Source organism: Paenarthrobacter sp. Z7-10, from assembly GCF_026932795.1.
Classification (GTDB): Bacteria; Actinomycetota; Actinomycetes; order Actinomycetales; family Micrococcaceae; genus Arthrobacter_M.
This window is the reverse complement of sequence record NZ_JADPVH010000012.1, coordinates 46727-60134: the sequence shown is the minus strand read 5'-3', so window position 1 is coordinate 60134 and position 13408 is coordinate 46727. Positions and strand designations below refer to the sequence as shown.

Genomic DNA, 13408 nt, shown 5'->3' with positions numbered 1-13408 from the left:
GGAATGCACTAACCGCTACGGAGGAATCGTGACCGAGTACACACTTCCCGATCTGCCCTACGACTATGCAGCGCTGGAGCCGAACATTTCCGCGCGCATCATGGAGCTGCACCACAGCAAGCACCATGCAGCCTACGTGGCCGGGGCCAACAAAGCACTGGCCCAACTGGCCGAAGCGCGCGACAAGGGCGATTTCGCCAATATCAACCAGCTCTCCAAGGACCTTGCCTTCCACACAGGCGGCAACATCAATCACACAGTCTTCTGGAACAACCTCTCACCGGACGGCGGCGACAAGCCCGACGGCGAGCTGGCGGCCGCCATCGACGATGCCTTTGGCTCTTTCGATGCCTTCCGCGCGCAGTTCACCGCGGCGGCGCTGGGGCTGCAGGGCTCCGGCTGGGCCTTCCTGGCCTACGAGCCGATCGGCGGCAATCTGGTCATCGAGCAGCTTTACGACCAGCAGGGCAATGTGGCTGTGGGAACCACCCCGTTGCTGATGCTCGACATGTGGGAGCACGCGTTTTATCTGGATTACGTCAATGTGAAGGCCGATTACGTCAAGGCCTTCTGGAACATTGCCAACTGGGCGGACGTGGCACGCCGCTTTGCCGGTGCACGGGCCAACGCCACCGGATTGATCCTGCCTTAGGGCCTGCCGCAGGAGTTGAAGCCGGAACGCCTGCACCCGCGGTTTGCGGGCGCGGGCGTTCTTAAACGTAAGATGGATCACGGAAGGCAGCGGGGACCAGCGTTCGCAGTTCCTGCTTTTTCTTAGCAGCAATAATCTCTGCCCAACGGCGTGCGGGAAACCTGGACTAGGTGTGCTTGCAAGAGCACCGAGGAGATGAAAAAGTGGCAACTCGTATTGGTATCAACGGTTTTGGCCGGATCGGCCGCAACTACTTCCGCGCGGCGCTGGAACAGGGCGCCGACCTGGAGATCGTCGCCGTCAATGATCTGACCAGCCCCGAAGCGTTGGCACACCTGCTGAAATACGATTCCGTTACGGGTCGGCTGAAGGCCTCGATCGAGGTCTCGGACGGCAACATCGTCGTCAATGGCAAGACCATCAAGGTCCTGGCCGAGCGGGACCCTGCCAATCTGCCCTGGGCCGACTTGGACGTTGACATCGTGATCGAGTCCACCGGATTCTTCACCAAGGCCGCCGATGCGCGCAAGCACCTTTATGCCGGGGCCAAGAAGGTTCTGATTTCCGCGCCGGCATCCGATGAGGACATCACCATCGTGATGGGAGTCAATGACGGTCTCTATGACCCCGCGGTGCACCACATCGTCTCCAACGCTTCCTGCACCACGAATTGTCTCGGCCCGCTGGCCAAGGTGCTGCTGGACGCGTTCGGCATCGAACGCGGTCTGATGACCACCATTCACGCCTACACGGCGGACCAGAACCTGCAGGACGGCCCGCACAAGGACCTGCGCCGTGCCCGCGCCGCCGCCATCAACCTGGTTCCCACCTCCACCGGTGCCGCCAAGGCAATCGGCCTGGTGCTGCCCGAGCTCAAGGGCAAGCTGGACGGCTATGCCATCCGTGTTCCCGTACCCACCGGCTCGGCCACCGACCTTACGGTGACTCTGGGCCGGGAGGCCACGGCCACGGAGATCAATGCCGCCTACCGGGCCGCCGCGGCCGACGGCGCCCTGGCCGGCTACCTGTCCTACACCGAAGACCCGATTGTATCCTCGGACATCGTCACAGACCCGGCATCGTGCATCTTCGACGCCGGCCTGACCAAGGTCATCGGCAACCAGGTCAAGGTTGTGGGCTGGTACGACAACGAATGGGGCTACTCCAACCGGCTCGTTGACCTGACGAAGCTCGTCGCGTCCAAGCTGGGCTAGGCTGGCAAGCATGACTTCCCACACCCTCGACGAACTGATCGCTGAAGGTGTCCGCGGGCGGTACGTTTTGGTCCGCAGTGACCTGAACGTGCCGCTCGACGGCGCTGACGTGAGCGACGACGGCCGGATCAGGGCCTCGCTTCCGGTACTTTCCAAATTGGCTGCCGCCGGTGCGCGGGTTCTGGTTTGCGCCCACTTGGGCCGCCCGAAGGGAGTACCCGAGGCTAAATATTCACTCCAGCCGGCGGTGCAGCGGATGGCGGAGCTGGCCGGTTTCCCGGTGGCACTGTCGGAGGACACCACCGGTCCCTCGGCGCGCAAGCTCGCCGCCGATCTGGCCGAGGGCAGCGTCCTGGTGCTGGAGAATGTGCGTTTCGACGCCCGCGAAACCAGTAAGGACGACGGCGAACGCGCTGTCTTCGCGGACGAATTGGCCGCCATGACCGGCAGCAACGGTGCCTACGTGGATGATGCCTTTGGTGCGGTTCACCGCAAGCACGCCAGCGTCTTCGATGTGGCCGGTAAACTTCCGTCCTATCAGGGTGATCTGGTGCATACGGAGCTTGGCGTGCTGCAGAAGCTGACGGAGAATCCCGGCCGGCCCTTCGTCGTCGTCCTGGGCGGTTCGAAGGTCTCGGACAAGCTGGCAGTGATCGACAACCTGATCGGCAAGGCGGACAGCATCCTGGTAGGCGGCGGCATGCTGTTCACCTTCCTGGCCGCTCAGGGCTTCGAGGTTGGCGCAAGCCTGCTGGAGCAGGATCAGATTCCGGCGGTGAAGGACTACCTGCGCCGGGGATCGGCGGCAGGTACGACGTTCGTGCTGCCTACCGACGTGGTGGTGGCTGCGCAGTTTGCCGCTGACGCGGAGCACGAGACGGTGCCGGCGCAGGACATCGAAGGAAGCTCTTTTGGCGCCTCCGGCCTCGGCCTGGACATCGGTCCGGAGACCGGTGCGGCGTTCGCGGAGGAGATCCGCGGGGCCAGGACCGTTTTTTGGAACGGTCCGATGGGCGTCTTTGAGTTCGAGGCCTTCGCGGACGGTACGCGTACGGTCGCGCAGGCTTTGGCCACGGCGACCGCGGCGGGCGGCTTCACCGTCGTCGGCGGCGGCGACTCCGCGGCCGCGGTCCGCTCGCTCGGCTTTGCCGACAACGACTTCGGCCACATCTCCACCGGCGGCGGCGCCAGCCTGGAGTTCCTGGAAGGCAAGGAGCTCCCGGGGCTGACCGCGCTCCAGAGCTAAGCCTCAGCCGCCTGCCCGGCGGTTTGATCAATACATACAGCACGTTCAGCATCCCCCGTCCCCGGTCACCTGGAGAGCTCAATGACTACGTCCACCAACGGTACATTCGACCGCCGGCCGCTGATCGCCGGTAACTGGAAAATGAATATGGACCACATCCAAGGCATCACGCTGCTGCAGAAGCTGGCGTGGACCTTGGAGGATGCCCGGCATGACTTCAGCCGGGTGGAGGTTGCGGTATTTCCGCCGTTCACCGATCTGCGCGGCGTGCAGACGCTGATCCGCGGCGATCGGCTGAAGCTTGTCTACGGGGGTCAGGATCTTTCACCGGAAGACTCCGGCGCCTTTACGGGCGACATCTCCGGTGCGTTCCTGGCAAAGCTGGAGTGCACCTACGTCCTGGTGGGACACAGCGAGCGGAGGACCATTTACGGCGAGGGGGACGAACTGCTCAGCGCCAAGGTCAAGGCCGCCTTCCGCCATGCGCTGACGCCGATACTGTGTGTCGGAGAAGGGCTGGCCATCCGCCAGGCCGGCACGCACGTTGGGCACACGCTGGCTCAGGTCCGCGGCGGGCTAAGCGGTCTGACTGCCGAGCAGGCGGCGGAGCTGGTGATTGCCTACGAACCCGTTTGGGCGATAGGCACCGGCGAGGTGGCCGGGCCGGCGGATGCGCAGGAAATGTGTTCGGCCATCCGTGCCGAACTGACTGCTGTCTTTGACGAGGCAACGGCGGCCAAGGTGCGTCTGCTCTATGGCGGATCGGTGAAGGCGGCGAACGTGGCGGCGATCCTGAACGAGCGCGACGTTGACGGGGTGCTGGTGGGGGGTGCGAGCCTGGACGCCGCGGAGTTTGCCGGAATTGCCCGGTTCGAGAAACACCTGCTGACCAACTAGGCGGGCTTGCGGGCGAATGTCGGCCACTGTCGGCTATCCTTGAAGAAAGCCGCGTGGTTCATTTGTCGTGAACCGTCGCTGATCAAATACCGTCGCTGATCGAATACTGCATCGTCGTTGTAAACCGCTGAAAGGCCGCCGTGGAAGTTCTTCATATGGTTCTGCAGATCCTACTGGCAATCACCAGTCTGCTCCTCACCTTTCTTATCCTGCTGCATAAGGGCCGTGGTGGCGGGCTCTCGGACATGTTTGGTGGCGGTATGAGTTCCTCGCTTGGGTCCTCAGGTGTTGCTGAACGGAACCTCAACAGGTTCACCGTGGTCTTGGGCATCACGTGGGGCGCAGTCATCGTGGGCCTGGGCCTGATGATGCGCTTCTCCGGCCAGTCCTGAATTTTTTCTAACACCCCCCCCCGCCGGGGGCGGTAAGCTTGGGACATTAGCCACTACCCCTCCACTGCAGGGAGTTTTGCGATGCCTCATATTAACGGCGGTTTCCGAGGGACGCGGGTCGGCGTTCCGGTTGGAACGACTTTCACAATGCAGACGGAGAATCCGGATGCCGAGCCTTTGGCCCGGCTCCGGATTTCTTATTGGTGCTGCAACGGACACGAAACGTCCCCGGTCTTCGCGCAGTTGGCACCGGAGCAGATCCCGCAGAGCTGGGACTGCATCCGCTGTGGCCAGCCCGCCGGACGGAATCCCGGCGCACTCCCGGCGCACTTCGACGCCGAACCCTTTAAGACCCATCTCGAGTATGTGAAGGAGCGCCGTTCCGCAGCCGAGGCGGAGCAGCTCCTGGAGAACGCCCTCGCCAGCCTTCGTTTCAAGCACAAAACCCTCTAACGCCTCCACACCACGACGCCCTCCACACCACGACGCCCTCCACCCTCTATCCCTCGCCGCGAGACCCCAGCATCCCAGCCAAACCCCAGCAGATTCACTCGGGTTTTCGCGTACTTTCTGGGGTTTCGGCGGCCGGAGTGGGGATGGGTGGCTTTTAGCGGTCCTGGCGGAAGATGAGCTGCTGCGGGATCTCGGCCGCGGCATCTTGATCGATCAGCCACAGGGTTTTGGACCGTCCGTGCGGGCCGGCCGCGGGCACCTGGACCGGATTGGCGCCGGCCAGGGCCAGCCCAACCGCACCGGCCTTGTCGCTGCCGGCGGCGACGAGCCAGATCTCCTGTGCCGAGTTGATCGCCGGCAGGGTCAGTGAAGTGCGCAATGGCGGCGGCTTGGGGGAGTTGACCACGCCGACGACGTAGCCATCGGTGGCGCGCACACCCGCCATCTCCGGGAAGAGCGAGGCGATGTGTGCGTCGGGTCCGATGCCCAACAGCAGCACATCGAAGCGGGGGAGGGCCGGAGCGGGGCTGCCGTCGCTGTCGTCGCTAAGATTGTGCTCGCGGACCGCGTCCGCACCCAATTCCCGGACGTAGTCCGCGGCCGCAGCGTCGACGTCGGCAAAGTCATCAGCCGAACCCATCCGGTGCACCCGTGCAGGATCCACCTGTATCTGTGCGATCAGGGCGGCTGAGGCCTGAACGGCGTTGCGGTCCTCATCGTCGGAGCCGACAAAGCGTTCATCGCCCCACCAGAAATTGACCTTGGCCCAGTCCACCGCGGCACAGGCCGGGGATTCCACCACCGCTTTGAGTGTTGCGATTCCCACGGTTCCGCCGGTGAGGACCACTGTGGCTTCGCCGCGTTCATTCTGCACATCGAGCAATTTGGTGATCAGCCGCGCGGCGTTGGTGGCGGCCAGTACGTCGAAGGAAGGATGGATATTGATCCGGACATTGGAGATCACGCGGCGGCCGCCTCTTGCTCGGCAAGCAGCGCCTTCAGGCCCTCGGTAATCACTTCACCGAAAACCTCGTCCGGATCCAGCCGGCGGAGCTCTTCGGCGAGGCAGTCCTGCAGGGACCGCCGCGGCAGGGCAATCCGCTGCACGGGCTGACCCGGCTGTGTCAGAGTCGCTTCGATGCTACCGGGGCGGACCAGTTCAACGTCGCCGCCGGCGCGCCTCATGATCACCCGTCGGATGCCGGTTCCGGCCGGGTCTTGGACAACCTGAATTGGCACCTGCAGGGCGCGGAAAAGCCAGGCCGCCAGGAGCAGCGTGCTGGGCGAATCCGAGGCGCCCTCCACGAGCAGGCCGGTGATGGGATCCTCATCGAGCTGGTCCATTACGGCGGCCAGCTGGATCCGCCAGTTCGTCAGGCGGGTCCACGCCAGGTCCGTGTCACCGCCGGCGTAAGTGGCGCCAATGTGCTCCAGCGCCGCACGGGGGTTAGGTTCATTGGCGGAGTCCGTGATCCTGCGGTGCGCAATCCGGCCGATCGAGGTGGCGGAGGCGGCGTCCGGGATCCCGTGCGGCCACCAGGCCACGATCGGGGCATCGGGCAACAGCAGCGCGGAGACCAAGGATTCACTCTGCGACGCCAGTTCACCGGCGCCACGCAGCACAATTACTTCCGAGGCTCCAGCGTCCCCGCCCACGCGGATCTGCGCATCCAGACGGGTGGCGTCGTGCACGGAGGCCTCGGCCAGCACAATGATCCGGCACGGGTGCTCCCGGCTGGCCAGGTTCGCGGCCTCGATAGCCTCTTCTTCGAAGCCACCCTTGGTGATGACGACGAGAGTCAGGACCCTGCCCAGGGTCACGACACCGCCGAGCTCACGCATCGAAATGATCTTCTTGGAGACCTTGGAAGTGGTGGTATTTGGCAGGTCGACTATCACGGTCTTCTCCAGGTCCTTCCATCACGGGCGAGCAGTTCATCGGCGGAAGCGGGTCCCCAGCTGCCGGGGGCATAAGCCTCGGGCTGCTTTCCCTCGGAGGCCCAGTATTCCTCAAAGGGATCGAGGATCTTCCAGGACAACTCCACCTCCTGGTGCCGTGGAAAGAGCGGTGGCTCACCGAGCAGGACGTCCAGGATCAGCCGCTCGTAAGCCTCGGGGCTGGACTCGGTGAAGGCATGACCATAGCCAAAGTCCATGGTGACATCACGCACCTCCATCTGAGTTCCGGGCACCTTGGAGCCGAAGCGGATCGTAACCCCCTCGTCCGGCTGCACACGGATCACGACGGCGTTCTGGCCGAAGTCATCTTCGTTGTGGTCGGTGAAGAGCAGGTTTGGCGCCCGCTTGAAGACGACGGCGATCTCGGTGACGCGCCGCCCCAGCCGTTTGCCGGTCCGCAGGTAGAACGGAACTCCACTCCAGCGCCGGGTGTGGATGTCGAGCCGGATGGCGGCATACGTTTCCGTACTGGAGTCCTTAGGGATGCCTTCCTCTTCAAGGTACCCGAGGACCTGCTCACCGCCCTGCCAGCCGCCGGCAAACTGGCCGCGGGCTGAGTGGGTGGAAAGGTCCGCCGGCAACTTGACCGCGGCGAGGACCTTCTCCTTTTCGGCGCGCAGATCTTCGGCATTGAAGGAAATTGGCTCTTCCATCGCGGTCAGGGCCAGCAACTGCAGCAGGTGGTTCTGGATCACGTCCCGGGCTGCACCGACACCGTCGTAGTAGCCGGCCCGTCCACCCGTGCCGATGTCCTCGGCCATGGTGATTTGGACGTGGTCAACATAGTTGGCGTTCCACAGCGGCTCGAAAAGCTGGTTGGCAAAGCGCAGCGCCAAAATATTCTGCACCGTTTCCTTTCCGAGGTAGTGATCGATGCGGAATACCGAATCGGGCGGGAAAACGGATTCCACGATCTGGTTCAGCTCCCGTGCGGAGGCGAGATCATGGCCGAACGGTTTCTCAATGACCACCCTGCGCCACTGCTGTCCGGGCGCCTGCGCCAGCCCGTGTTCGGAAAGCTTGCGGCAGACCAGTTCGAAGGCCTTGGGCGGAATGGAGAGGTAAAACGCATGATTGCCGCGTGTGCCCCGATCCTCGTCCAGCTCGTGGATGGTCTCCTTGAGCCTGTCGAAGGCCGCGTCATCGTCGAACTCCCCCTGGACGAACCGGATGCCTTCGGCCAGTTGGTTCCAGACGTCCTCGTTGAAGGGCGTGCGGCAGTGGGCCATCACGGACTCCTTGACCTCAGCCGCGAAGTCCTCGTCCTCCCATTGCCGCCGGGCGAATCCCACCAGCGCAAAACTCGGTGGCAGCAGGCCGCGGTTGGCCAAGTCAAAGACGGCAGGCATCAGTTTTTTCCGGGCCAGATCACCCGTGACGCCAAAGATCACCAGTGACGACGGGCCGGCCACCCGGGACAACCGCCGGTCGCGGCCGTCCCGGAGCGGATTTGGGCGCTTCGTCGTTTCAGTTTCCGCCATGGTTCTCAGTTGCCTTGGGGCAGGATGGAAGGGTGCTCCAGGGCGGTCACCATGGAGCGCAGCTGTTCCACGCCGGCATCGCGGTCCCGCAGATGCAGCCGGAGCAAGGGTCTGCCGTGTTCCGTGAGCACCTGGGCGTCACCGGCGGCCTGCGCGCGAATCAGTTCGCCGAAGCTGAACGGCCGGTCCGGAATGCCGAGATCCTGCTCCGCGGCCGCGGTAATCTGCAGAAAAACCCCAATGGCGGGACCGCCCTTGTGGAACTGGCCGGTGGAGTGCAGGAACCGGGGGCCCCAACCGAAGGTGACCGGGCGATTGGTCAGAGCGGCCAACGGGTCCCGGATTTCGACCAGCGAAGCGTACGAGATGCGGTCGAAGTAGGCTTGAACGCTGAGGTATCCCTGCGGGCCCAGCTGACCGAAGAGCCGCTCAAGCGCTTCTCCCGTGGTCCGCGCGTCGCCCAGCCATTCGGGGCCACGAACCTCGATCGCGCCGTCAACGAAGTTGGCCGGCTGTGTTTCTGGCTGTTTGTCCAGCAGCCCCCGTGCGGCCTTCTTGGCGGCCTCGACGTCCGGCTGGTCGAACGGATTGATGCCCAGCAGCCGACCGGCCACCGCGACGGCAAATTCCCAGACCATCATCTGGGTGCCCAGCCCGCCGGCAATCGAGACCTGATTCTCCGGCAGTTTCTGCAGCAGGGTCTCGGCCAGGTCCACGTCCAGGTCGGCCGCCACCAGACGCACCAGGAGGACGTCGTCCGCTCCGGAGGTGACCTCCGGCGAACCGGAGGCCGCCACGACGGGCAGCAGGCCGGTGCCAAGCTTGCCGGTGGACTCGGCGATCAGCTGCTCGGCCCAGTCAGCGAAGCCTACTATTCCGGAGCCTTCGTCCACGATCACGATCTTGTTCCGGAGCGGATCTGTCCCCGCCAACGCGGAGGCCAGGGCCAGCCCGATGTTGTCCGGGGCGTCATCCCGGAGCACCTCGGCGGCTTCCTCGGCTTCATCGAGCAGCGCCTGGATGTCGACGCCGGCCAGGCCGGACGGAACCAGGCCGAAGGCGGTCAGTGCCGAATACCGGCCGCCGACGTTCGGGTCAGCATTGAAGACCCGGCGGTAGCCGGCCTTACGCGATTCCTTGTCCAGCGGGGAACCCGGATCCGTGACGATGATGATCCGGCTCTTGGCATCGACGCCCGCCTTGGTGAATTCCTGCTCAAAAATCCGCCGCTGGGAATCCGTTTCCAGGGTGGAGCCGGATTTGGAGGACACCACTATCGCGGTTTCGGCCAGCCGGTCGGCCAGGGCCGCACGGACCTGATCCGGATCGGTGCTGTCCAGGACCGTGAGCTCCACCCCGGCGGTTGCCGTGATGACCTCGGGCGCGAGCGAGGAGCCGCCCATGCCTGCCAACACCAGGTGAGTGACGCCGTCGGCCCGCAGCTCCTCGCGCAGCGCGAGGATTTCCGCCACCAGCGGCGCGGAAACTGCGGGCGCTTCCACCCAACCGAGCCGGATCGCAGACTCAGACTCCGCATCCGGGCCCCACAGGGTGGGATCCTTGGCGAACACCCGCGAGGCAACCTTGTCGGCCACCAGCGTTGTGACGTGATGTTCAACCGCTTGTTGTGCAGCACCTGTGGCATCGAAGGACATCGTCGCCATGGATCAGGCCTTCGTTCCGGCAGCGGCCGCTTCCAGGGCTTCCTGGACGTGGTCCACGAGGTCCTTCCAGCTGGCGACAAACTTATCCAGGCCTTCCGTTTCCAGGACCGTGACCACGTCCTGATAGGAGATGCCCAGCTTTTCCAGCTCATTAAGCACCGTGTTGGCGTCGTCGTAGCTGCCGGTGACGGTATCCCCGGTGATGTGGGCGTGGTCGAAGGTCGCGTCCAGCGTCTTCTCCGGCATGGTGTTCACCACATCGGGGGCCACCAGCCCGGTGACGTACATCGTGTCCGGGTAGGCGGGGTCCTTGACTCCAGTGGAGGCCCACAGCGGACGCTGCCGGCGGGCACCGGAATCGGCCAGCAGCTGCCAGCGTTCGGAGCTGAAGACTTCCTCATACACCTGATAGGCCAGCCGGGCATTGGCCAGGCCGGCCTTGCCCTTGAGCGCTTTGGCCTCCTCGGTGCCGATTTTGTCCAGGCGCTTGTCGATCTCGGTGTCCACGCGGGAGACGAAGAAGGACGCGACGGAATGGATGAGCGAGAGATCCTTGCCGTTCGCCTTGGCCTGCTCCAGACCGGTGAGGAACGCGTTGATGACGGCGCGGTAGCGCTCCAGCGAGAAGATCAGCGTGACGTTGACGCTGATCCCGTCGGCGATGGTTGCCGTGATGGCTTCCAGGCCTTCCACCGTGGCGGGGATTTTGATGAAGACGTTGCCTCGGTCAACCTTGTCGCGCAGCTGGCGGGCTTCTGCGATGGTGGCGGCCGTGTCCCAGGCCTTGCGGGGATCAACCTCGATGGACACCCGTCCGTCGACTCCCTGCGTGGCCTCTGCCACCGGAGCGAAGAGGTCGCAGCCGTCGGCCACGTCGCGGGTCGTGATTTCGAACAAGGCCTTTTCGACGTCGGCACCGCTGGCCGCGAGCTCCGTGACTTGCTCGTCGTAGGCGTGGCCCTTGCTGATGGCTGCCTGGAAGATGCTCGGGTTGGTGGTTACGCCCACGACGTTCTTCTCATCGATCAGCTTCTGCAGAGTGCCGGTGGTCAGGCGCTCACGGGACAGGTCATCGAGCCAGATCGAAACGCCGGCGGCCGAAAGCTTGGCCGTGGGGGTGGCCTGGGTGGTGGTGTGCGGATTGGTAGTCGTCATGACTGGAATCTCCTTAATGTCGCGACTGCTTGATTTAGTTCTGGTCCCCGGTCGAGGAGGACTCGCGCCCGGATGGGGCGGCCGGGGTTTTGCTCAGTGATTCCGCGCCGGCACGAACCGCCTGGAGCGAGTCCTTCGCAGCCTCGACGACGGCTTCGGTGGTGATGCCGAATTCCCGGAAAAGGGTTTTGTAGTCGGCCGAGGCGCCGAAGTGCTCCAGAGACACCGAGCGGCCGTTGTCGCCAACCAGCTGATGCCAGCCTTGGGCGATGCCGGCTTCCACCGAGACGCGGGCCTTAACAGACGTCGGCAGGACCTGCTCGCGGTAGGCGGCGTCCTGTTTGTTGAACCACTCCAGACAGGGCATGGACACGACGCGGGCCGGAATTCCCTGGGACTGCAGTTCCTTTCGTGCCTCGACGGCGAGCTGGAGCTCCGAGCCGGTGCCGATCAGGATCACCTTGGCGTCGCCGCCCTCGGCCTCGGCCAGTACGTAGCCGCCACGGGCAACGCCCTCGGCGGAGGCGAAGGTGGAGCTCGTGGCTGCACCATCGCCACGCTCGTACGTGGGGATATTTTGCCGGGTCAGCACGATGCCGGCTGGATTCTCGGTATTTTCCAGGATCGTCCGCCAGGCAATGGACACCTCATTGGCGTCTCCGGGGCGAACGACGTCCAGGCCCGGGATGGCGCGAAGCGAGGCGAGTTGCTCCACCGGCTGGTGAGTGGGGCCATCCTCACCAAGGCCGATCGAGTCGTGCGTCCAAACGTAGATGGAGGGCACGCCCATCAGGGCACCGAGGCGCACGGCCGGGCGCTGATAATCACTGAAGATCAGGAAGGTGGCCGAGAATGCCCGGGTGCTGCTGTGCATCACAATCCCGTTGACGATCGCGGCGGCCGCGTGTTCGCGGATACCAAAATGCAGGGTCCGCCCGTACGGGCTTCCTTTCCACAGGTCGGTCTGCTTACCTGCGGGAATGAAGGAGGGGAAGTCTTCGAAGGCGGTGTTGGTGGACTCCGCCAGGTCGCAGGAACCGCCCCACAGCTCGGGCAGGGCTGCGGCGACGGAGTTAAGGACCTTGCCCGAAGCCTTCCGGGTGGCCACTTCCTCCCCGGCGGGGAAAACCGGAAGGTTCTTTTCCCAGCCCTGCGGCAACTTCCGGGACGCTATGCGCTCCAGCAGCTCGCTGTTGTCCGGGTTGGCTTCCTTCCAGGCCGCAAAACCCTTCTCCCACTCGGCGCGCAGCGCCGCTCCGCGGTCCTTGACCTGACGGGCATGTGCCAAAACTTCCGGCTCCACGACGAAGGATTTTTCGGGATCGAAGCCCAAAGCCTTCTTAACCGCGGCGACCTCATCTCCGCCCAGGGCGGAGCCGTGGATCTTGCCGGTGTTCTGCTTGTTCGGGGCCGGCCAGCCAATGATGGTGCGCAGCGCGACGATCGAGGGCCTGCCCGTTTCGTTTCGGGCCGCCACCAGGGCGGCGTGCAGTTCCGGCACGTCTTCCTTGTATCGACCGGTCTTGGTCCAGTCCACGCGCTGGACGTACCAGCCGTAGGCCTCGTAGCGGGCCAGGACGTCTTCGGAAAAGGCGATGTCCGTGTCGTCTTCGATGGAGATGTGATTCTGGTCGTACAGCACCACCATGTTGCCCAGTTCCTGGTGCCCGGCCAAGGAACTGGCCTCGCTGGTCACACCCTCCTGCATGTCGCCGTCGGAGGCAAAAACCCAAATGGTGTGATCGAAGGGGCTCTCGCCCGCGGCAGTGTCTGGATCCATCATGCCGCGCATCCGGCGTTGGGCGAAGGCAAAGCCGACGGCGGAAGCAAGTCCCTGACCCAGCGGTCCCGTGGTGATTTCCACACCCGCGGTGTGCCGGTACTCCGGGTGGCCGGGAGTTTTGGAACCCCACGTGCGCAGTGACTCGAGATCTTCCAGCTGCAGACCGTATCCGGAGAGGAACAGCTCAATGTACAGGGTCAGCGAGGTATGCCCGGGGGAGAGGACAAACCTGTCACGGCCGGTCCACTGCGGGTCTGCCGGATCGTGGCGCAGCAGCTTTTGAAACAAAAGATATGCGGCAGGTGCCAGGCTCATGGCGGTTCCCGGATGGCCATTGCCAACCTTTTCCACCGCATCCGCAGCCAGCACGCGGACCGTGTCAACGGCCCGCTGGTCGAGTTCGGTCCAGGACAATTCTTGATCTTCCAAATGCGGCACTAACCGGGCCCTCTCGCTCAGGTTTCGTGGCTCACGGCGCGCAGGTGCCGAACATAGAGCACCAACCCCCAAGG

The 13408-nt window shown here is 64.3% G+C and carries 12 protein-coding genes; 6 read left to right on the top strand and 6 right to left on the bottom strand.

Annotation, left to right across the window (positions count from 1 at the left end; all coding sequences use genetic code 11):
- Positions 1 to 28: 28 nt before the first annotated feature.
- The 6 genes from IV498_RS05710 (at position 29) to IV498_RS05685 (ending at position 4854) form a co-directional block, all read left to right on the top strand.
- Complete coding sequence (locus IV498_RS05710; protein ID WP_269045596.1) at positions 29 to 652, top strand: superoxide dismutase; 624 nt, start codon at positions 29 to 31, stop codon at positions 650 to 652.
- 203 nt (positions 653 to 855) lie between these two features.
- On the top strand, positions 856 to 1866 hold the full coding sequence (gene gap, locus IV498_RS05705; RefSeq protein WP_269045595.1) for a type I glyceraldehyde-3-phosphate dehydrogenase: 1011 nt from the start codon (positions 856 to 858) through the stop codon (positions 1864 to 1866).
- Positions 1867 to 1876: 10 nt separating this feature from the next.
- A complete protein-coding gene (locus IV498_RS05700; protein WP_269045594.1) occupies positions 1877 to 3112 on the top strand; it encodes a phosphoglycerate kinase in 1236 nt (411 codons plus the stop codon).
- Between the two features lie 81 nt (positions 3113 to 3193).
- Positions 3194 to 4009, top strand: a complete 816-nt coding sequence (gene tpiA / locus IV498_RS05695; protein ID WP_269045593.1) for a triose-phosphate isomerase — start codon at positions 3194 to 3196, stop codon at positions 4007 to 4009.
- Positions 4010 to 4164: 155 nt separating this feature from the next.
- Positions 4165 to 4401, top strand: coding sequence for a preprotein translocase subunit SecG (secG, locus tag IV498_RS05690; RefSeq protein ID WP_442951299.1), 237 nt, complete (start codon positions 4165 to 4167; stop codon positions 4399 to 4401).
- Between the two features lie 81 nt (positions 4402 to 4482).
- Positions 4483 to 4854, top strand: a complete 372-nt coding sequence (locus IV498_RS05685; RefSeq protein WP_269045591.1) for an RNA polymerase-binding protein RbpA — start codon at positions 4483 to 4485, stop codon at positions 4852 to 4854.
- A gap of 154 nt (positions 4855 to 5008) precedes the next feature.
- On the opposite strand, the gene pgl is transcribed toward IV498_RS05685, so the two are convergent.
- From pgl to tkt, 6 genes are read right to left on the bottom strand one after another with little or no spacing between them, the layout of a single operon-like run.
- A complete protein-coding gene (pgl, locus tag IV498_RS05680) occupies positions 5009 to 5818 on the bottom strand; it encodes a 6-phosphogluconolactonase (RefSeq protein ID WP_269045590.1) in 810 nt (269 codons plus the stop codon).
- A complete protein-coding gene (locus IV498_RS05675) occupies positions 5815 to 6753 on the bottom strand; it encodes a glucose-6-phosphate dehydrogenase assembly protein OpcA (protein WP_269045589.1) in 939 nt (312 codons plus the stop codon). The genes pgl and IV498_RS05675 overlap by 4 nt, the downstream gene beginning before the upstream one ends.
- Positions 6750 to 8294, bottom strand: a complete 1545-nt coding sequence (zwf, locus tag IV498_RS05670; RefSeq protein ID WP_269045588.1) for a glucose-6-phosphate dehydrogenase — start codon at positions 8292 to 8294, stop codon at positions 6750 to 6752. The genes IV498_RS05675 and zwf overlap by 4 nt, the downstream gene beginning before the upstream one ends.
- Positions 8295 to 8299: 5 nt before the next feature.
- Positions 8300 to 9958, bottom strand: a complete 1659-nt coding sequence (locus IV498_RS05665) for a glucose-6-phosphate isomerase (RefSeq protein ID WP_269045587.1) — start codon at positions 9956 to 9958, stop codon at positions 8300 to 8302.
- 3 nt (positions 9959 to 9961) lie between these two features.
- Complete coding sequence (gene tal, locus IV498_RS05660) at positions 9962 to 11113, bottom strand: transaldolase (RefSeq protein ID WP_269045586.1); 1152 nt, start codon at positions 11111 to 11113, stop codon at positions 9962 to 9964.
- A gap of 34 nt (positions 11114 to 11147) precedes the next feature.
- On the bottom strand, positions 11148 to 13325 hold the full coding sequence (gene tkt / locus IV498_RS05655; RefSeq protein WP_269045612.1) for a transketolase: 2178 nt from the start codon (positions 13323 to 13325) through the stop codon (positions 11148 to 11150).
- Positions 13326 to 13408 lie beyond the last annotated feature (83 nt).